We start from the raw sequence: 17389 nt of genomic DNA, 5'->3' as shown, positions 1-17389 counted from the left end.
GGCCCCAGATGGGGGGTAAGGGATCTATATTGGACCCCCTGTGACCACGTACCGGGCACCCGGCATGATGGTCCGCATGCGTGCGGTGGTGCAGAGAGTGGACGGCGCGAGCGTCGTCGTGGACGGCGAGACGGTCGGCGCGATCGAGGGCGAGGGGCTGTGCGTGCTCGTCGGGGTGACCCACGAGGACACCAAGGAGAAGGCGGCACAGCTGGCCCGCAAGCTCTGGTCGATCCGCATGCTGCAGGACGAGAGGTCGTGCAGCGACATCGACGCCCCGCTGCTGGTCATCAGCCAGTTCACCCTGTACGGCGACGCCCGCAAGGGCCGTCGGCCCACCTGGAACGCGGCGGCCCCCGGTGACGCCGCCGAGCCCCTGGTCGACGAGGTGGTGGCTCAGCTGCGCGGTTTGGGGGCGACGGTCGCCACCGGGCGGTTCGGCGCGCAGATGAGGGTGTCGCTGACGAACGACGGGCCGTTCACGGTGCTGCTGGAGATCTAGGCGCCGTGCTGCTGCTGGAGATCCAGGTGCCGTGCGCGGGAGCGCCCGAAGGGGCGGGGCTGGGTTCGACATGCGGCTCCGCCGGACCTGCGCCGCACGGGCGCGACCGGGGCCCCGGCGCCCACAGTCGTGCCCGCAGCCGTCCGGCTACGGCTCGACCACGACTTCCTGTGCCGCCGCGGTCTCTCCGGCCAGGAGCCTCGCGGAGACGGGCACGTTCCGCTTGACCAGGGCCAGCGCCACCGGGCCCAGCTCGTGATGCCGTGCGGACGTCGTCACGAAACCGATCTTGCGGCCCTCCGGGCCCTCGTCCGCGACCCGGACCTCCGTGCCCGGCACCGGCAGGTGGACCTCGCTGCCGTCGAGGTGCAGGAAGACCAGGCGACGCGGCGGCTTGCCCAGGTTCTGGACGCGCGCGACCGTCTCCTGACCCCGGTAGCATCCCTTCTGCAGATGCACCGCCGTGCCGATCCAGCCCAGCTCGTGCGGGATGGTCCGGTGGTCGGTCTCGAAGCCCAGCCGGGGCTGGTGGTGTTCGACGCGCAGCGCCTCGTGCGCGAGCAGGCCGGCCGGCGGGCCGAACTTCGCGGCGCAGGACTCCAGGTCGCCGCGCGGAAGGAAGAGATCACGGCCGTACGCCGTCTCGCGTACGACGACGCCGTCCGGCGCCTCGGCGATGGACCCGGCGGGCAGGTGGACGACCGCGAAGTCGGCCGTCCGGTCGGCGACCTCCACGCGGTAGAAGAACTTCATCGACTCCAGGTACGCGATCAGCGCGTCCTGCGTACCGGGCTCCACGTGCGCCCAGACGGTGCTGCCGTCGTCCACCAGGTACAGCGCGTGCTCGATGTGCCCGTGCGCGGACAGGATCAGCGCCTCGGTCGCCTCGCCCACGGGCAGCTCGCTGACGTGCTGGGTGAGCAGCAGGTGCAGCCAGCTCAGCCGGTCCTCACCGGAGACGGTGACGACTCCGCGGTGCGAGAGGTCGACGAATCCGGTGCCGTCGGCGAGGGCGCGCTGCTCGCGGAACAGGTCGCCGTAGTGGCCGGCGACACCTTCGTCCACACCCTCCGCGGGGACGGCGCCGGGCAGGGACAGCAGGGGGCTTTTCATACCGCCAGCCTACGACGTGGTAGTTGAACTCTTCAGGGAACAGTCCTTGCACCGGCCGAAGATCGCGAAGTGCTTCATGTCGGTGTCGAAGCCGAACTGCTGCCGCAGCTTGGCGGTGAACTCGGCGGCCACGGCCACGTCGGCCTCGATCACCCGCTCGCAGTCCCGGCACACCAGGTGCAGATGGTGATGGCGGTCGGCGAGGTGGTAGGTCGGCGCACCGTGGCCGAGGTGGGCGTGGCTGACCAGCCCCAGCTCCTCCAGCAGCTCCAGCGTCCGGTAGACGGTGGAAATGTTGACCCCCGACGCCGTCTTCCTCACTTCCACGAGGATGTCGTCGGGGGTCGCGTGCTCAAGGGTGTCCACGGCTTCCAGGACAAGCTGCCGCTGCGGCGTCAGTCGGTAGCCGCGCTGCCTGAGGTCGCTCTTCCAGTCGGTGCTCACCACACCGAAGAGTCTAGGACCAGTCGGTGCGGGGCCCACGTGAATGCGGCGCCCACTTGGGCGCGGGGCCTACTTGAAGAAGGCGATGCCGTCGTCCGGGAGGTCGTCCGGCAGGGCCTTCGCCCAGCGCTCGACGTCCTCGGGGGTGACGACCTTCTTCAGGTGCGCCGACATGTAGGGACGCAGCTCGACCTCGGGCGTCTGCTTCTCGCCGACCCACATCAGGTCGCTCTTGACGTAGCCGTACAGCCGCTTGCCACCGCTGTACGGCTGCGAGGCCGCGGTGCGGGCGACGGCATCGGTCACCAGGTCGATCTGCGGCTTCTTGTCGGCCATCTCGCCGTACCAGATCTCGATGACGCCGTCGTCGCGGGTCATCGTCACCTCGACCTTGCGGTCGGCGTCGATCCGCCAGAAGCCGGACTCCGACTCCAGCGGGCGGACCTTGTTGCCGTCCTGGTCGAGCACCCAGGTGTGCGAGCGGTACTCCAGGAAGTCCCGGCCGTCGTGGGTGAAGCTGACCTCCTGCCCGAAGTTGCACTTCTGCGAGCCGGGGAAGTCGTGCACGCCGGCTCCGGCCCAGTTGCCGAGCAGGAAGGCGAGCGGGACGAGGTCCTTGTGCAGGTCGGACGGGATCTCGATCATGAGGGAAGCTTTCCTGGATGTGGGTTCAGCGCTGGCCCTGGTACAGCTTCTTCACGGTCAGACCGGCGAAGGCGAGCACGCCGACGCAGACCAGGACCAGCAGGGTTTCGAAGAAGATCTCCACGGGTGCTCCTTGAGCGAGGGTGGGCATACGACAGAGCCGGGGCCCAGCTTACGCGGCCGGGCGCCGGCTCTCTTGACGAGGTGGGCCGTCAGGGATCGCACCCCTGCCGGTCCGGGCAGCGCTCAGTCGAACGGCTCCGTCCGCACCACCGCCCGCTGGAACGGGGTCTCCTGCGCGCCGGTCGCCGTCGCTCCCGGACACCGATCCAGCGTTCGCCACGCTGATCGTGACCACCGTCGTCCCGGTTACGCTTCCGGCATGACCAAGAAGCTCGTGATCAAGGTGACGGCCGGGGCCGATGCCCCCGAGCGCTGCTCGCAGGCGTTCACCGTGGCGGCGGTGGCCGTGGCCAGCGGGGTCGAGGTGTCCGTGTGGCTGACCGGGGAGTCGTCCTGGTTCGCGCTGCCGGGGCGGGCCGCCGAGTTCGAACTGCCGCACGCCGCTCCCCTGCCGGACCTGATCGACTCGATCCTGGCCGCCGGACGCCTGACGCTCTGCACGCAGTGCGCGGCCCGGCGCGAGATCACCGAGAAGGACGTCATCGAGGGCGTACGGATCGCCGGTGCGCAGGTCTTCGTGCAGGAGGCCCTCGCCGACGACACCCAGGCGCTCGTCTACTGAGCGGCCGCTAACGACGGGGCGGGCGCTTCTTGCCGTCCAGCTCGTCCCACCACTCGTCGGACTGCGGGTCGCCGGAGGGGTCGTCCCACCAGCGGTCCTCGGGGCCGCGCCGGTTGGCGATCATCGCCGCGACAGGCGGGATGACCATGGCCACCACGCACATGCCGACCGCCGCCGGCACGGACCAGATGCGTACGACTCCCCAGGCCAGGACGAAGAGGCCGATGCAGGCCCCCATCATGGCGAAGTACACGTGACGTCGCCGTGCGTACATAAGTACAGGGTAGGCCGGGGCGGCCCTGTCACAACTGATCGACAATCGCCGTCGGGACGCCGCCGGCAGGGTTACCGTGGCGTAGCCACACATCTGCCGTCGAATCGGGGGACACCTACATGCGCGCCCTGCGAATACTCCTGATCATCGTCGTGATCCTGGGCGGGCTGTTCGTGATCGCGGACCGGATCGCCGTGCACTTCGCGGAGGGGGAGGCCGCCGACAAGCTGCAGTCGAGGGAGAACCTGGCCTCGACGCCGGACGTGAACATCAAGGGGTTCCCCTTCCTCACCCAGGTCGCGGGCGGTTCGCTCGACGACGTCGAGGTCGGGATCAAGAACTACGAGGCCGCCACCGGCACCGCCGGGAAGACGATCCGGATCGACGACCTCAAGGCCGACATGAAGAGCGTCTCGTTCTCCGGCGACTACAGCTCCGCCACGGCCGCCACCGCCACCGGCACCGCGACCATCTCCTACGCCGAGCTGCTGAAGGCCGCCGCGTCCCAGCCCACCGAGGTCGCCCCCGGGGTCACCGCGCGGATCGTCGGGCTGTCCGACGGCGGCAACGGCAAGATCAAGGTCATGGTGGAGGGCACCGTCTCGTCGCTCGGGATCAAGCGGACCGTGCCCGTGCTGAGCTCGGTGACCGTCCGCAACGACAAGGTGCAGGTCCACGCCGACTCGCTGCCCAGGCTCGGCGCCGCAGTGATCGCCGAGAACCGCATCCGCGAGATCACCGACTTCCAGCAGGCCGTCGACCAGCTGCCCGGCGGGATCAAACTGGACGAGGTGCAGGCCGCCCAGGACGGCGTGCGGATCACGGTGAAGGGTTCCGACGTCAGGCTGGCGGGGTAGGACCACCACCGGCGGACGACAGTCGTCCGACTGGCGAGACGGTGCCGTCCGTAACGTAGATGCGGAGACCGGCGCGAGCGCCCGGGAGGCCCACGGGGGGCCGCCGGGCGCTTTCTCGTCCCGCCATACGGACGATCGTGTCTCGTCATATGACACACCGGTGACATGCGCGCCCGGACGTCCCTACGATCGAGCCCATGAAGCGACAGGCGGATCTCACGAAGCGGCGGGCAGTGGACCTGTGCCGCGTTGCCGCCATGCTCTGTCGCCCCTTCTGAGCGAAAGTCCCCGACTTCCGCATCTCACCCCCGCCCTGCTGGAAGGGCACCCGTGCGCCGCCGAGCGCCGCTCGAGCGCGCACCCCTCTGCACTCGCACGCCCCGCCGCAACTGCCCCGGAGGAGAAAGAGCATGAGCCGCACCGACGTCCTGGTCGACGCCGACTGGCTGCAGGAGCACCTGGACGACCCGGCCATCGCCGTCGTCGAGGTGGACGAGGACACGTCCGCCTACGACAAGAACCACATCAGGAACGCGATCCGCATCGACTGGACCAAGGACCTCCAGGACCCGGTCCGCCGCGACTTCGTCGACCAGGAGGGCTTCGAGAAGCTCCTGTCGGACAAGGGCATCGCCAACGACCACACGGTGGTCCTCTACGGCGGCAACAACAACTGGTTCGCGTCGTACGCCTACTGGTACTTCAAGCTGTACGGCCACGAGAACGTCAAGCTGCTCGACGGCGGCCGCAAGAAGTGGGAGCTGGACGCCCGCGAGCTGGTCGCCGGCGACGAGGTCCCCGAGCGCCCGAAGACGGACTACAAGGCCAAGCCGCAGGACACCTCGATCCGCGCCTTCCGCGACGACGTGGTGGCGGCCATCGGCTCGCAGAACCTGGTCGACGTCCGTTCGCCCGACGAGTTCTCCGGCAAGCTGCTCGCCCCGGCGCATCTGCCGCAGGAGCAGTCGCAGCGTCCGGGTCACGTCCCGACCGCCAGGAACATCCCCTGGTCGAAGAACGCCAACGACGACGGCACCTTCAAGTCGGACGACGACCTGAAGGCCCTGTACGCCGAGGAGAACGTGGACCTCGCCACGGACACGATCGCCTACTGCCGCATCGGTGAGCGCTCGGCCCTGACCTGGTTCGTGCTGCACGAGCTGCTCGGCGTCGAGAACGTCAAGAACTACGACGGTTCCTGGACCGAGTACGGCTCCCTCGTCGGCGTGCCGATCGGGCTCGGCGCCAACAAGTAATCCACCTCCCAGCCCCCATCCCGACCGACCTCTGGTCAGACCCCTCTTTACGGAGAAACAGCATGTGCGGAGCGAAGGCCGGCGGCCCGGACGCCTCGACGATCAAGCCCGGTGAGACCACGATCCAGGGTCAGGTGACCCGCGACGGCGAGCCGGTGACGGGCTACGTCCGTCTGCTCGACTCGACCGGCGAGTTCACCGCGGAGGTTCCCACCTCGGCGACCGGTCAGTTCCGGTTCTACGCGGCCGAGGGCACGTGGACCCTCCGGGCGCTGGTGCCGGGCGCCACGGCCGACCGTACGGTCGTCGTGGCGGAGAAGGGCGCACTGGCCGAGGTCGCCATCGCGGTCTGAGCGGGTCCAGTGACGGCGGAGGGCCGTACCCCTGGGTTGGACACCGGCGGGGTACGGCCCTTCGGCATGTGCGGGGCGCGCCTGATGAGGAGTCACGCCCGGTGCGGCCGTCATTAGCGCGACTCGGCCCGTTCTCCCGGCAACGACACGCTTGCCGCCAGTGTGGCCGATGGTCATCAGATCACCTAAAAGGCCTAGCGCCGCGTCAATTCCCCTTTTTCTGGGGCTACTTGAGAAGCTCTCAGTGAGCGGGGGGCCGCGATCGAGCACGATAATTCCCCCGATTGGCCCTCTTCTACCCAGTCTTCCGGCATTCCCGACATGCAGGCCGTGAGGAGCGTTTATACGTTCCTTCTCGACCGGCCATTGAGCCGGAGTCTCAGAGACTGGAGAGAAGCACCATGCAGATCACGCGTTCAACCGTTGTCACCGCCGCCGTGGCGGGCGCCGCGGCCCTGGCCGCCACCGGCGTCACGTTCGCCTCGGCCGCCTCCGCTCCTGAGGCGGCGGCTCCGGCCGCCGCCCCCGCCGCCGCAGCTGCAGCACCTCTCGGCGGCGGGCCGAGCACCACCAACAACAACGGCAACAACAACGGCAACTTCGGTAAGGGCAACGAAGGCGGCGGCCCTGGCGGCCCCGGCGGCCCCGGCGGTCCCGGCTGGGGCTGGGACGGCGGCCGCGTCCTGATCAACGAGCGGTCCTACTCCGCTTGGCCCGGCGACTGCATCACCGTCATCAGCGGCCTGGGCGCCCGGAGCATCAACGTCCGCAACGAGAGCGACAGGGGCGTCGAGGTGTTCCGTGGGGCTGTGTGCGACAACGGCGCTCCCATCGCCACCGTCGGCCCGCACAGCTCCGCCAACGGCGTCCGCGTCCGCACCCCGGACGGCGTCCGCGTCAGGCACGGCGTGCTCGCCAGCTTCCGCGTGGTCGGTCGCGGCCACGACGGTGGCTGGGGCGGCTGGGGCGGCTGGGGCGGCGACGGCGGCGGAAAGTAATCCGAAAGTCACCGCATGACATGGAGCCCCGGCCCGCCGGAATCGGGCCGGGGCTCCAGGCTTGACCATTGTCCGACAAGACAGGCGCCACACGCCCCGGCACACCTGGCCACAGGAGACCACGTGTCCGCCCGCCCGGCGGATCCGCCGGGTGACTCCCGCGCCGGCACTCCCGGTTGGCGCCCGGGGGCTCGCCCTCCCGGCGGAATCTCACCGGCCCGGGAACACCGCCGAACGAGTGAGAGCGCAGGGCCACCCGAGTGCGGTCGCTCCGCCCGCGCGGCCCCGGCAGACCTTTCCGGTCACAGCACTAGCCGAGCGCCCGTCCCAGCACCCACACCACCGGCGCCGCAGCCGACAACGGCAGCGCCACCCCGGCCGTGAAGTGCACGAAGCGCGACGGGTAGTCGTAGCCGGCCACGCGATGACCGATCAGCGCGCACGCCCCGGCGGCCGCACCCAGCAGCGCGCCCTTCGCACCCAGGCCCGTCATCCCGCCGACCGCGATCCCGGCGCCCGCAGCCGCCAGCAGCGACACCACGAGCGACGCAGGGCCCGGCAGGGGCAGGGCGCGGGCCAGGACGGCCACCGCCACCGCCACCGCGCCCACGGACACCGCGTGTGTGTCGGCCCCCAGGTAGCCGGTGGCCAGGACCGCCAGGGCCGCCGAGACCACCGTCGCCATCAGGCCGTACAGCCGCTCGTCCGGCGAGGCGTGCGAGCGCAGCTGCAGGACCAGGGCCAGCAGGACCCAGACGCCCAGCGGGCCGAGGATCGCGGCGGGCGCGTGGTCGCGTCCCGCGGCCAGGACGGCGACGTCGGCGGTCAGCCCGCCGGCGAAGGCCAGCGCGATGCCCTGCCGGGCCGGCCACATGCCGTTCAGCCGGAACCAGCCCGCCGCCGTCAGGCCCTGGAGCACCACGAGCGGGACGATCAGCACGTAGGAGGCGATGGGGGCGGTGGCCGCCAGCAGCAGGCCCAGCAATGCGGTCAGCAGCGCCGGCTGCATACCGGGGTCGATGATCGGTGAGCGGCCCTCCAGACGCGCCCGCTGGGCATCCGTGATCCGGGCGTTCCCGGCGAGCGTGGCCGGGCCGTAGGCCGGCTCGCCCACCGGTCCGGCGGCTTCCGGCGCCGGTTCGGGCCGGGTCCGCGGCCGGGGCTGAGCGTGAGGCCGCTGCGGCTGGGCCTGCTGCGATTGGGCCTGCTGCTGGGCCTGGTGCTGCGGCTGGGCCTGCTGCTGGGGAGCGGCCGTGTACGGATCCATGTACTGCTGCTGGTCGTACTCGTGCTGGGCGTACTGGGACTGCCCGTACCGCTGCTGTGCGGGGTGCTGCTGTGCGTCCTGCTGCTGATACTGGCCCTCGAACCCCTGCGCGGCCGGCGGGTAGCCGGTCTCGGGGCCCTGCGCGGGCGCCCGCACCGACCCGTGCGTCTGCGTCTCCCAGGTCTGCCCCTGCCACTGCTGGGTCGACTGGGGGTCGTAGCCGGGCTGCTGCTGGTCGTACCCGGGCCACTGCTGCCGGTACGGGTCGTAGCCGTCGTGCCCCTCGTGCGGATTGCCCGGATACGGCTGCCCGCCCTGATGCGGCTGGTTGCTCATCTCACCCTCCTGCGAACGGCGGGAGCACCTCGACCGTGCCGCCCTCGGCCAGCCGTACCGTCTCATGCCCGCGGGTCCCGACGGGGTCACCGTCGACGAGGAAGGAGCATCGCTGCAGCACGCGTGTGAGTTCACCGGGGTGTCGCGCGCACACGGCGGCCAGCGCGCCGGCCAGCGTGTCCGCGTCGTACGGCTCCTCGGCGACGCCGGCCGCGGCCTTGGCGGCGGCCCAGTAGCGCACCGTGACCTTGGGCATCTGGTTCCTCAATCGACGGCAAGAAAGAAATAAGAGTGGTGTCAGGCTAGCCCGCCGCGGCAACCGCCCATTCCCCGATCCGGGCCAGCAGCGCCTCGTCCGCCGCGTGCTCGGCATGCCCCATGCCCGGCTCCACCCAGAGTTCACCGTGGTCACCGGCCGCTTCGGCGAGCATCCGGGGGTGGTCCAGGGGGAAGTAGCCGTCGCGGTCGCCGTGCACGATCAGCAGCGGGGCCGGGGCGATCCCGGGGACCGACTCCACCGGGGACAGGGGCACGGGGTCCCAGTCGCGGTGGTGGATGCGGGTGCGCAGTCCGTAGCGGCCGACCAGACGGCCCTCGGGGCGGGTGACCAGCCAGTGCAGCCGGCGCATCGGGGCGGTGCCCCGGTAGTACCAGCGGGCCGGGGCGCTGACCGAGACCACCGCACGGACCGTGCCGGGGTTCAGGGCGGCGTGCCGCAGGACGACCGAGCCGCCCATGGAGAAGCCGACGGTCGCCACACGCGTGTGCCCGAGACTGCGGGCCCACGCGACCGCGGCGGCGAGGTCCAGGACCTCCTTGTCGCCGACCGTCGACCGGCCGCCGGAGCGTCCGTGGCCGCGGAAGGAGAAGGTGACGACGGCGCCGTGACCGCGCAGGACGCCCGCAACCCGTCGTACGTGCGGGCGGTCCACGTCCCCGGTGAACCCGTGGGCGACGACGAACACCAGGTCACGGGCGGCCGAACGGCCGGCGTCGGGGACGGAACCCGGGGTTTCGTATACGGCGGCGCCCGGATCGTATACGGAATCGATCGGAACTCCGTCGGCGGTGCACAGAAACGTCCGGATAGGGCCCTGTCTGCCTGTCTCGGGATTCGGACGAACGGTGGAACGTGCCACATGACCTGCCGGACCGTTGCTCATGTGGGCTATTCTGCTGGGCAGAGGACTCGGGCAGCGCAGCCCCCGGGTCCTTTTGTGCTTTCGGAAGCGTTGTATACGAAGTGGGAAACCTCCGGTGAAGGCGCCGGGGCGACCTCCGGTGTACGGAGCCTTCGGGATCGCAGAGCAGTACCCGTCCGCACTGTCCTCGCAAGGACCGAGGAGGAACCGACGTATGAGTTCTCTGCTGCTCCTGACCAACGCCCTCCAGCCGTCGGCGGAGGTGCTCCCCGCTCTCGGCCTGCTGCTGCACAACGTGCGGGTGGCCCCCGCGGAGGGCCCCGCCCTGGTCGACACCCCCGGTGCCGACGTCATCCTCGTCGACGGCCGCCGTGACCTGCCCCAGGTGCGCAGCCTGTGCCAGCTGCTGCGCTCCACCGGCCCCGGCTGTCCGCTGATCCTCGTCGTCACCGAGGGCGGTCTCGCCGCCGTCACCGCCGACTGGGGCATCGACGACGTACTCCTCGACACCGCCGGCCCCGCCGAGGTGGAGGCACGGCTGCGGCTGGCCATGGGCCGACAGCAGTTCGGGGGCGAGGACTCTCCGATGGAGATCCGCAACGGCGATCTCTCGGTGGACGAGGCGACGTACAGCGCGAAGCTCAAGGGACGGGTCCTGGACCTGACCTTCAAGGAGTTCGAGCTGCTGAAGTACCTCGCCCAGCACCCGGGCCGCGTCTTCACCCGCGCCCAGCTGCTGCAGGAGGTGTGGGGCTACGACTACTTCGGCGGCACCCGGACCGTCGACGTCCACGTACGGCGGCTGCGCGCCAAGCTCGGCCCCGAGCACGAGTCACTGATCGGCACTGTCCGGAACGTCGGTTATCGATTCGTTACGCCCGAGAAGGGCGACCGGTCCGGCGAGGAGGCGAAGGTCAGGTCGGACAGGGCAAAGGCGGAGGAGGCGGACACATCCCCCGCGCGGGGCGGCGCCGAGGTCCGCGCGGAGGCGTAGATCCCGCCGTCCGGGCCCGGAAACCTGCTGACTGCGGCATTGCTCCGGCACATCCAAGGACCGGTACGCCCTGCCCAGAGCGGGTCAATCCGCGTAGACTCCGCGCGTGGCCAAGGTGACTCGGGATGACGTGGCACGGCTGGCTGGAACCTCCACCGCCGTCGTCAGTTATGTCATCAACAACGGACCCCGGCCGGTCGCCCCGGCCACGCGCGAGCGTGTCCTCGCTGCGATCAAGGAACTGGGGTACCGCCCCGACCGGGTGGCCCAGGCGATGGCCTCCCGGCGCACCGATCTCATAGGACTGATCATCCCGGACGCCCGCCAGCCGTTCTTCGGCGAGATGGCGCACGCGGTGGAGCAGGCCGCCTCCGAGCGCGGAAAGATGGTCCTGGTCGGCAACACCGATTACATCGGTGAACGCGAGGTCCACTATCTGCGCGCCTTCCTCGGCATGCGCGTCTCCGGTCTGATCCTCGTCTCCCACGCGCTGAACGACCTGGCCGCCGCCGAGATCGACGCCTGGGACGCCCGGGTGGTCCTGCTGCACGAGCGCCCCGAGGCCATCGACGACGTCGCCGTGGTCACGGACGACCTGGGCGGCGCCCAGCTCGCCGTCCGCCACCTGCTGGAGCACGGGTACGAGTACGTCGCGTGCATGGGCGGTACGGCCGAGACGCCGGCCGTCGGCGACCCGGTCTCCGACCACGTCGAGGGCTGGAAGCGGGCCATGGCCGAGGCGGGACTCTCCACCGAGGGCCGGCTCTTCGAGGCGCCGTACAACCGCTACGACGCCTACCGCGTGGCGCTGGAGGTGCTCTCCGGCCCGCATCGCCCGCCGGCGGTCTTCTGCTCCACCGACGACCAGGCGATCGGCCTGCTGCGGGCCGCGCGCGAGCTGCGCATCGACGTGCCCGGCGAGCTGGCGGTGGCGGGCTTCGACGACATCAAGGAGGCGGCGCTGGCCGACCCGCCGCTGACCACGGTCGCCTCGGACCGCTCGGCGATGGCCCGGTCGGCGGTCGACCTGGTGCTGGACGACGGGCTGCGGGTGGCGGGGTCGCGGCGGGAGCGGCTGAGGACGTTTCCGTCCCGGCTGGTGGTGCGCACCAGCTGCGGGTGCGGGGACTGAGCGCTTTCCGAACGCCGGGTGAGAGCCTGGCCGTGGCGCCGGGAAGCGTCTTTATATCGGGCAAACGAGGTTCTGCCGGGCTTCTCAGCGAGCACTCAGGAAGCTCTCATGGTGGCGGGGGACCCTTCTTGCATGACCGAGAGCATCCGCCGCAGCGGCGAGGACGAGTACGGAACCCGGCAGGGCGCGTACGACAGCCCCCAGGGTGCGTACCCCCAGCAGCCCAGCTACTCCGCTCCCGTGAACCCCGAGTGGCCGCCTCCGCCGCCCTACGAGCCCGCGACGGCGACGGACGTCCTGCCCCCGGCTCCCGAGCCGCGCGGGAAGCGCAACCTGGGTGCCGTCGGGCTCCTCGCGGCCGTCGCGATCGTCGCGGCCGCGGTCGGCGGCGCCACGGCGTACGGCTTCCAGGAGCTGACCGGCAAGGACACGGTCGCCTCCGCCGGCACGGCCACCCATGTGGTGCCCTCCGGCAAGAAGGGTGACGTCGCCGCGATCGCGGCCGCGGTCAGCCCGAGCGTGGTCGAGATAAACGCGGCCCTGGGCAACGGCTCCTCCACCGGCTCCGGCGTGATCATCTCGTCGAACGGGGAGATCGTCACCAACAACCACGTCATCTCCGGCGCGCAGTCGATCAAAGTGCGCACCAGCGACGGCAGGAGCTACACCGCCGACGTCGTCGGCACCGACAGCTCCAAGGACCTCGCGCTGATCAAGCTGCGCGGCGCCTCCGGTCTGAAGACCGCCTCGCTCGGCAACTCCTCGAGCGTCCAGGTCGGCGACTCGGTCGTCGCGATCGGCTCCCCCGAGGGTCTGACCGGCACCGTCACCAGCGGTATCGTCTCCGCCCTCGACCGGGACGTGACCGTCTCCACCGACGAGAACCAGGGCCAGGGCGGCGACGGCCAGTGGCCGTTCCAGTTCGGCGGCCGTCAGTTCAACGGCGACACCGGCTCGTCCACCACGACCTACAAGGCCCTCCAGACCGACGCCTCGCTCAACCCCGGCAACTCCGGCGGCGCGCTGATCGACGCGAACGGCAACGTCATCGGCATCAACTCGGCGATGTACTCGTCGAGCCAGCAGTCCTCGTCGTCCTCGGACGCGGGCAGCATCGGCCTCGGCTTCGCGATCCCCGTCAACACCGTCAAGTCCGACCTGGCCAAGCTGCGGGCGGGCCACGACAGCTGACACTGCCCCGTCAGCCCCCCCACGGTCAGCAGGGAGTACGTCATGATGAAGAAGGTTTCGCACCAGATCCCCGCCCACGGTCCCACCGACCTCACCCTGGCCCTCGCGGTCTTCCGCGACCTGCACCTGCCCATCCCGGCGCCCCGCGCGCCCGAACCGGCGACCCGCGCACCCGAGGTGTCCGTCACGCCGGTCCCGGAGCTGATGGGCCTGCGCACCGCCCCCGTCCGCACGCACCGCCGCAAGGTGCCGCTGAACCGGCTGGACGCGGTCCGTGCCTGACCCGGGCGGTGACCCCTCGCAGTGTGCCCACCGGCGGTGCCGCTCCCGGCCCGCCGGTCGTGGCACGCTGAGAGACACCGTCCGTCCACCCACCGCACCCCGAGGAACCGCGAGCGATGAGCCCCGCCGAAGGCGACCGTGACCCCCAGCGCATCCTGATCGTCGACGACGAGCCGGCCGTACGCGAAGCGCTGCAGCGCAGCCTCGCCTTCGACGGGTACGACACGGAGGTGGCCGTCGACGGCGCGGACGCGCTGGAGAAGGCCATCGCCTACAAGCCCGACCTGGTCGTCCTCGACATCCAGATGCCGCGCATGGACGGCCTGACGGCGGCCCGCCGCATCCGCGGGGCCGGCGACACCACCCCGATCCTCATGCTCACGGCCCGCGACACGGTCGGCGACCGGGTGACCGGCCTGGACGCGGGAGCCGACGACTACCTGGTCAAGCCCTTCGAGCTGGACGAGCTCTTCGCCCGGATCCGCGCCCTGCTGCGCCGCAGCTCGTACGCGGCCGCGGTGTCGGCCCAGGCCCAGGAGGACGAGGCGCTGACCTTCGCCGACCTGCGCATGGACCTCGCGACGCGGGAGGTCACGCGCGGCGGCCGGCAGGTGGAACTGACCCGCACGGAGTTCACCCTCCTGGAGATGTTCATGGCGCACCCGCGCCAGGTCCTCACCCGCGAGCAGATCCTCAAGGCGGTCTGGGGCTTCGATTTCGAGCCCTCCTCCAACTCCCTGGACGTCTACGTCATGTACCTGCGCCGCAAGACCGAGGCCGGCGGCGAGCCCCGCCTGGTGCACACCGTGCGGGGCGTGGGGTACGTCCTGCGGCAGGGCGGCGCCGAGTGAAGAGGCTGGTGCGGCACTACCGGTCGCTGCCGATCAGGGCCCGGCTCGCGATGCTGGTCGCGGCGGCGGTGGCGTTCGCGGTGGCGGCGGTTTCGGTCACCTGCTGGTTCATCGTGCAGGGGAGGCTGTACCAGCAGGTCGACGAGGACCTGCAGAAGGCGATGGGCGGGCCCGGACAGATCCAGCAGGCCAAGATCGCCCTCAACGACTGCGTCGACACCCCGCAGATGACGACCCCCGGCTACCAGTTCCAGGACAGGTACTCACAGGTCGTCACGGACGCGGGCACGATCTGCCTCGTGGGCAACTCCCCGGACAAGATCAAGGTCACCCGGGCGGACATGGCCGAGATCAAGGCCGGGAACATCCGGCGGCTCTACTTCCGCAACGGCACCGACAGCAAGGGCAGCGACCTGCGGGTGGTGACCCGGCCGCTCGGCCCCACCACCAACCAGACCACGGGACAGCCCGGTCCCAACGTCGGCCTGGTCGTCGCCGTCAACCTCAAAGGCACCCACGAAACCCTCGACGAACTGGCCCTCATCCTCCTCCTCGTCTCCGGCATAGGAGTCCTCGGTGCCGGTGCCGCGGGCCTCGCCGTCGCCCGGGCCGGCCTGCGCCCCGTCGACAAGCTCACCGAGGCCGTGGAGCACGTGGCGCGGACGGAGGACCTGACGATCCGCATCCCGGTGGAGGAGGACAGCGACGACGAGATCGCCCGCCTCTCCCGCTCCTTCAACTCGATGACGGTGTCCCTGGCCAGCTCCCGCGACCTCCAGCAGCAGCTGATCGCCGACGCCGGGCACGAACTCCGTACGCCCCTGACGTCGTTGCGCACGAACATCGAACTCCTCACCCGCAGCGAGGAGACCGGCCGGCCGCTGCCGCCGGAGGACCGCAAGGCGCTGCTCGCCTCGGTGAAGGCCCAGATGACGGAACTGGCCGCGCTGATCGGCGACCTGCAGGAGCTGTCCCGCTCGGAGGGGCAGCACGGCGAGCGGGTCCAGGTCGTGTCGTTCCAGGACACGGTCGAGGCGGCGCTGCGCCGCGCCCGCCTGCGCGGGCCGGAGCTGACGATCACCGCCGACCTGGAGCCCTGGTACGTCCGGGCGGAGCCCTCGACACTGGAGCGTGCGGTCGTCAACATCCTCGACAACGCGGTCAAGTTCAGCCCCGAGAACGGCACGGTCGAGGTGCGGCTGACCAGCGGCGTCCTGACCGTCCGCGACCACGGCCCCGGTGTCCCCGAGGACGAACTCCCGCATGTCTTCGACCGGTTCTGGCGCTCTCCCAGTGCCCGCGCCCTGCCCGGCTCGGGCCTCGGCCTGTCCATCGTGGCCCGCACGGTCCAGCAGGCGGGCGGCGAGGTCACCCTGTCACCGGCCCCGGGCGGCGGCACGGTGGCGGCGGTACGGCTGCCGGGGGCACCGACACCGCCGCCGGAGGCACCGGAGGCATCGGAGGAACCGGCCCGCTGAACGGGGCCGGTGCGGCCGACCGGCGGCTCAGCCGGCCTTGGGCATGGCGCGCAGGCGCTGGATCTGGGCGCGACTGAGGTCGTTCGCGCGGCGCATGTGGCGGGTGATCGCCCGCAGTTCGTCCTCGCTGTGGTCGTCGAGCAGCGCCTGCCAGGCCCCGCCCAGCTCGTCCCACACCGCGGTGACGCGGGCGACGCGCTCCGGCACCGGGGTGACCAGGACGCGCCGGCGGTCCCGTGCGTCGGGGGTGCGGCGCACATAGCCGCCGCGCTCGAGCCGGTCCACCAGGCGGGTGGCGGAGCCCGTGGTGAGCCCGGTCAGGTCGGCGATCCGCCGGACGGTGAGGGGCTCCGGCTCGACCGTCAGCAGGCTCAGGGCCTGCACATCGGTGGGGTGCAGGCCGAGGTGGTCGGCCACGGCCTGGTTGAACAGCACGTACGACGCGAGATGGCGGCGCGACTCCGTCGACAGCTCCTCGTACAGCCGGGCCCGGCGCGGCTCCGTCACCTGACTCACCTCCAAGACAACTGCGCGGCGCAGCGAGATCCGCGAGCTCTCCTGCGTCGCGCAGCTAATGCGCCACGCAGCTACTCGCGGTCATCCTATCCACCGGTGGACCATCGTGCCCACCGTCGCCGTCAGCGGCGCCACCGGCGTCTCGACGGCCGTCACCGGGCCGAGCGGAACCGACCGCCGACCCCCTCCGCACCGCCCCCGACACGAGGTCTAGCCTCTCCTCGGTCGCGCACCTCTCCGGTGCGCCGGGGAGGGGAACTTCCATGGACGAGGCCGGGCCGGCACGGGTGTACCGCAGACAGCGAAGACGGCCCCTCCAGGCCGCGCTGCTGCCGCTGATCCTCGTGGGCAACGCCGCGCTGCAGACCATCCGCACCCACCACACCCTGCCGATCTGGTGGGCCCCCGCCGCGTTCGCCGCTCTCCTGGCGATCGGCATCTGGGGCGCCCTGCTGGAGTGGCGGGCGCACACCGTGGTGACGCCGCGGGGAATCACCCGGCAGGGCCCTCTGCGGACGCGCACCTGGGCGTGGTCCGCCGTGTACGACATCCGCGTCGAGAACACCGGCAGCCGGCCCATGAACGGCCAACCCCGGTGGCCGGCCTTTCTGTACGACTCCGAGGGCCACCGGTTCCTGCTCCCCCACATCAACGAGTGGCAACTGGACGACCCCTGTGCCGAGGTCGCGGCCCTGCGCGCGGCCGCCTGGCACTACGGCATGCCCTACGGGCAGCGGGCCGAGATCGAGGAACGGATCCTGCGGCACGCCGGGCGGCGCCGGGGATGGCAGTGGGCGAGCGTCGCGGCCGTCGTGGTGTTCGCCGTCATGATCCTGGTCGCGCTGGCGGAGGACATCGCCGGGAGGCCGGCCAACCTCGTCCTGCTGCTCGTGGTCGTACCGCTGGCCGCCCTCGGCCTGCTCGGGCCCCTGCTCGGCCGGTACTGCGCCGCCCGCGCCCTGCGGCTGCCGCGCTAGTGTGTGACCCACGGGGCGCTTGAGCTCGTGCTTCTC

The 17389-nt window shown here is 71.1% G+C and carries 22 protein-coding genes; 14 read left to right on the top strand and 8 right to left on the bottom strand.

Annotation, left to right across the window (positions count from 1 at the left end):
* Window positions 1-76 precede the first annotated feature (76 nt).
* On the top strand, window positions 77-502 hold the full coding sequence (gene dtd, locus ABZ919_RS35025; RefSeq protein WP_361256273.1) for a D-aminoacyl-tRNA deacylase: 426 nt from the start codon (window positions 77-79) through the stop codon (window positions 500-502).
* Between the two features lie 147 nt (window positions 503-649).
* Here dtd and ABZ919_RS35020 read toward each other — a convergent pair whose 3' ends face one another.
* The 3 genes from ABZ919_RS35020 to ABZ919_RS35010 all read right to left on the bottom strand — a co-directional run bounded on the left by ABZ919_RS35020 (window position 650) and on the right by ABZ919_RS35010 (window position 2704).
* Complete coding sequence (locus ABZ919_RS35020) at window positions 650-1615, bottom strand: folate-binding protein (protein WP_361256137.1); 966 nt, start codon at window positions 1613-1615, stop codon at window positions 650-652.
* Window positions 1616-1624: 9 nt separating this feature from the next.
* The gene (locus ABZ919_RS35015) at window positions 1625-2062 is read right to left on the bottom strand and encodes a transcriptional repressor (RefSeq protein ID WP_361256134.1); all 438 of its coding nucleotides are present in this window, start codon (window positions 2060-2062) and stop codon (window positions 1625-1627) included.
* A gap of 66 nt (window positions 2063-2128) precedes the next feature.
* Window positions 2129-2704 carry an FABP family protein gene (locus ABZ919_RS35010; protein WP_361256131.1) on the bottom strand — a complete coding sequence of 192 codons (576 nt, stop codon included), beginning with the start codon at window positions 2702-2704 and terminating at the stop codon, window positions 2129-2131.
* A 382-nt stretch (window positions 2705-3086) separates the two neighbouring features.
* Here ABZ919_RS35010 and ABZ919_RS35005 point away from each other — a divergent pair, with 382 nt between their 5' ends.
* Window positions 3087-3449: a DsrE family protein gene (locus ABZ919_RS35005; RefSeq protein ID WP_361256128.1), complete on the top strand. Its 363-nt coding sequence runs from the start codon at window positions 3087-3089 to the stop codon at window positions 3447-3449.
* Between the two features lie 7 nt (window positions 3450-3456).
* On the opposite strand, the gene ABZ919_RS35000 is transcribed toward ABZ919_RS35005, so the two are convergent.
* Window positions 3457-3723, bottom strand: a complete 267-nt coding sequence (locus ABZ919_RS35000; RefSeq protein ID WP_361256126.1) for a DUF3099 domain-containing protein — start codon at window positions 3721-3723, stop codon at window positions 3457-3459.
* Window positions 3724-3842: 119 nt separating this feature from the next.
* Here ABZ919_RS35000 and ABZ919_RS34995 point away from each other — a divergent pair, with 119 nt between their 5' ends.
* The 5 genes from ABZ919_RS34995 to ABZ919_RS34975 all read left to right on the top strand — a co-directional run bounded on the left by ABZ919_RS34995 (window position 3843) and on the right by ABZ919_RS34975 (window position 7187).
* Window positions 3843-4580 carry a DUF2993 domain-containing protein gene (locus tag ABZ919_RS34995; protein WP_361256123.1) on the top strand — a complete coding sequence of 246 codons (738 nt, stop codon included), beginning with the start codon at window positions 3843-3845 and terminating at the stop codon, window positions 4578-4580.
* A 197-nt stretch (window positions 4581-4777) separates the two neighbouring features.
* Window positions 4778-4858, top strand: a complete 81-nt coding sequence (locus ABZ919_RS34990; RefSeq protein ID WP_350751515.1) for an Ms5788A family Cys-rich leader peptide — start codon at window positions 4778-4780, stop codon at window positions 4856-4858.
* 132 nt (window positions 4859-4990) lie between these two features.
* The gene (locus tag ABZ919_RS34985; RefSeq protein ID WP_361256120.1) at window positions 4991-5836 is read left to right on the top strand and encodes a sulfurtransferase; all 846 of its coding nucleotides are present in this window, start codon (window positions 4991-4993) and stop codon (window positions 5834-5836) included.
* A 62-nt stretch (window positions 5837-5898) separates the two neighbouring features.
* On the top strand, window positions 5899-6189 hold the full coding sequence (locus ABZ919_RS34980; RefSeq protein ID WP_228626577.1) for a DUF1416 domain-containing protein: 291 nt from the start codon (window positions 5899-5901) through the stop codon (window positions 6187-6189).
* A 401-nt stretch (window positions 6190-6590) separates the two neighbouring features.
* A complete protein-coding gene (locus tag ABZ919_RS34975) occupies window positions 6591-7187 on the top strand; it encodes a hypothetical protein (RefSeq protein WP_361256117.1) in 597 nt (198 codons plus the stop codon).
* Between the two features lie 310 nt (window positions 7188-7497).
* Here ABZ919_RS34975 and ABZ919_RS34970 read toward each other — a convergent pair whose 3' ends face one another.
* The 3 genes from ABZ919_RS34970 to ABZ919_RS34960 are packed head-to-tail and all read right to left on the bottom strand — an operon-like array spanning window position 7498 to window position 9953.
* The gene (locus ABZ919_RS34970; RefSeq protein WP_361256114.1) at window positions 7498-8790 is read right to left on the bottom strand and encodes a hypothetical protein; all 1293 of its coding nucleotides are present in this window, start codon (window positions 8788-8790) and stop codon (window positions 7498-7500) included.
* A 1-nt stretch (window position 8791) separates the two neighbouring features.
* Window positions 8792-9046, bottom strand: coding sequence for a MoaD/ThiS family protein (locus ABZ919_RS34965; protein ID WP_361256111.1), 255 nt, complete (start codon window positions 9044-9046; stop codon window positions 8792-8794).
* A gap of 46 nt (window positions 9047-9092) precedes the next feature.
* On the bottom strand, window positions 9093-9953 hold the full coding sequence (locus ABZ919_RS34960) for an alpha/beta fold hydrolase (protein ID WP_361256107.1): 861 nt from the start codon (window positions 9951-9953) through the stop codon (window positions 9093-9095).
* 193 nt (window positions 9954-10146) lie between these two features.
* On the opposite strand from ABZ919_RS34960, the gene ABZ919_RS34955 reads away from it, so the two are divergent.
* The 6 genes from ABZ919_RS34955 to ABZ919_RS34930 all read left to right on the top strand — a co-directional run bounded on the left by ABZ919_RS34955 (window position 10147) and on the right by ABZ919_RS34930 (window position 15860).
* Complete coding sequence (locus ABZ919_RS34955) at window positions 10147-10926, top strand: response regulator transcription factor (RefSeq protein ID WP_361256104.1); 780 nt, start codon at window positions 10147-10149, stop codon at window positions 10924-10926.
* A 106-nt stretch (window positions 10927-11032) separates the two neighbouring features.
* On the top strand, window positions 11033-12058 hold the full coding sequence (locus ABZ919_RS34950; RefSeq protein WP_361256101.1) for a LacI family DNA-binding transcriptional regulator: 1026 nt from the start codon (window positions 11033-11035) through the stop codon (window positions 12056-12058).
* 132 nt (window positions 12059-12190) lie between these two features.
* Window positions 12191-13249, top strand: coding sequence for a trypsin-like peptidase domain-containing protein (locus tag ABZ919_RS34945; protein ID WP_361256098.1), 1059 nt, complete (start codon window positions 12191-12193; stop codon window positions 13247-13249).
* A 42-nt stretch (window positions 13250-13291) separates the two neighbouring features.
* On the top strand, window positions 13292-13531 hold the full coding sequence (locus tag ABZ919_RS34940) for a hypothetical protein (RefSeq protein ID WP_361256096.1): 240 nt from the start codon (window positions 13292-13294) through the stop codon (window positions 13529-13531).
* 116 nt (window positions 13532-13647) lie between these two features.
* Window positions 13648-14382 carry a response regulator transcription factor gene (locus ABZ919_RS34935; RefSeq protein WP_361256093.1) on the top strand — a complete coding sequence of 245 codons (735 nt, stop codon included), beginning with the start codon at window positions 13648-13650 and terminating at the stop codon, window positions 14380-14382.
* A complete protein-coding gene (locus ABZ919_RS34930) occupies window positions 14379-15860 on the top strand; it encodes a HAMP domain-containing sensor histidine kinase (RefSeq protein ID WP_361256090.1) in 1482 nt (493 codons plus the stop codon). The genes ABZ919_RS34935 and ABZ919_RS34930 overlap by 4 nt, the downstream gene beginning before the upstream one ends.
* A gap of 27 nt (window positions 15861-15887) precedes the next feature.
* On the opposite strand, the gene ABZ919_RS34925 is transcribed toward ABZ919_RS34930, so the two are convergent.
* On the bottom strand, window positions 15888-16376 hold the full coding sequence (locus ABZ919_RS34925) for a MarR family transcriptional regulator (RefSeq protein WP_361256087.1): 489 nt from the start codon (window positions 16374-16376) through the stop codon (window positions 15888-15890).
* A 263-nt stretch (window positions 16377-16639) separates the two neighbouring features.
* Here ABZ919_RS34925 and ABZ919_RS34920 point away from each other — a divergent pair, with 263 nt between their 5' ends.
* Window positions 16640-17353, top strand: a complete 714-nt coding sequence (locus ABZ919_RS34920) for a PH domain-containing protein (RefSeq protein WP_361256084.1) — start codon at window positions 16640-16642, stop codon at window positions 17351-17353.
* Window positions 17354-17389 lie beyond the last annotated feature (36 nt).

The sequence above is a fragment of the Streptomyces sp. NPDC046759 genome, assembly GCF_040645475.1.
Taxonomy (GTDB): Bacteria; Actinomycetota; Actinomycetes; order Streptomycetales; family Streptomycetaceae; genus Streptomyces.
Note: the sequence above shows the minus strand (reverse complement) of the source record. Positions and strands in the feature narration are given on the sequence as shown.

Coding starts and splice junctions, on each gene's coding strand:
- dtd (WP_361256273.1), top strand. CDS start 77: ATGCGTGCGGTGGTGCAGAGAGTGGACGGCGCGAGCGTCGTCGTGGAC.
- ABZ919_RS35020 (WP_361256137.1), bottom strand. CDS start 1,615: ATGAAAAGCCCCCTGCTGTCCCTGCCCGGCGCCGTCCCCGCGGAGGGT.
- ABZ919_RS35010 (WP_361256131.1), bottom strand. CDS start 2,704: ATGATCGAGATCCCGTCCGACCTGCACAAGGACCTCGTCCCGCTCGCC.
- ABZ919_RS35005 (WP_361256128.1), top strand. CDS start 3,087: ATGACCAAGAAGCTCGTGATCAAGGTGACGGCCGGGGCCGATGCCCCC.
- ABZ919_RS35000 (WP_361256126.1), bottom strand. CDS start 3,723: ATGTACGCACGGCGACGTCACGTGTACTTCGCCATGATGGGGGCCTGC.
- ABZ919_RS34995 (WP_361256123.1), top strand. CDS start 3,843: ATGCGCGCCCTGCGAATACTCCTGATCATCGTCGTGATCCTGGGCGGG.
- ABZ919_RS34990 (WP_350751515.1), top strand. CDS start 4,778: ATGAAGCGACAGGCGGATCTCACGAAGCGGCGGGCAGTGGACCTGTGC.
- ABZ919_RS34985 (WP_361256120.1), top strand. CDS start 4,991: ATGAGCCGCACCGACGTCCTGGTCGACGCCGACTGGCTGCAGGAGCAC.
- ABZ919_RS34980 (WP_228626577.1), top strand. CDS start 5,899: ATGTGCGGAGCGAAGGCCGGCGGCCCGGACGCCTCGACGATCAAGCCC.
- ABZ919_RS34975 (WP_361256117.1), top strand. CDS start 6,591: ATGCAGATCACGCGTTCAACCGTTGTCACCGCCGCCGTGGCGGGCGCC.
- ABZ919_RS34970 (WP_361256114.1), bottom strand. CDS start 8,790: ATGAGCAACCAGCCGCATCAGGGCGGGCAGCCGTATCCGGGCAATCCG.
- ABZ919_RS34965 (WP_361256111.1), bottom strand. CDS start 9,046: ATGCCCAAGGTCACGGTGCGCTACTGGGCCGCCGCCAAGGCCGCGGCC.
- ABZ919_RS34960 (WP_361256107.1), bottom strand. CDS start 9,953: ATGAGCAACGGTCCGGCAGGTCATGTGGCACGTTCCACCGTTCGTCCG.
- ABZ919_RS34955 (WP_361256104.1), top strand. CDS start 10,147: ATGAGTTCTCTGCTGCTCCTGACCAACGCCCTCCAGCCGTCGGCGGAG.
- ABZ919_RS34945 (WP_361256098.1), top strand. CDS start 12,191: ATGACCGAGAGCATCCGCCGCAGCGGCGAGGACGAGTACGGAACCCGG.
- ABZ919_RS34940 (WP_361256096.1), top strand. CDS start 13,292: ATGATGAAGAAGGTTTCGCACCAGATCCCCGCCCACGGTCCCACCGAC.
- ABZ919_RS34935 (WP_361256093.1), top strand. CDS start 13,648: ATGAGCCCCGCCGAAGGCGACCGTGACCCCCAGCGCATCCTGATCGTC.
- ABZ919_RS34920 (WP_361256084.1), top strand. CDS start 16,640: ATGGACGAGGCCGGGCCGGCACGGGTGTACCGCAGACAGCGAAGACGG.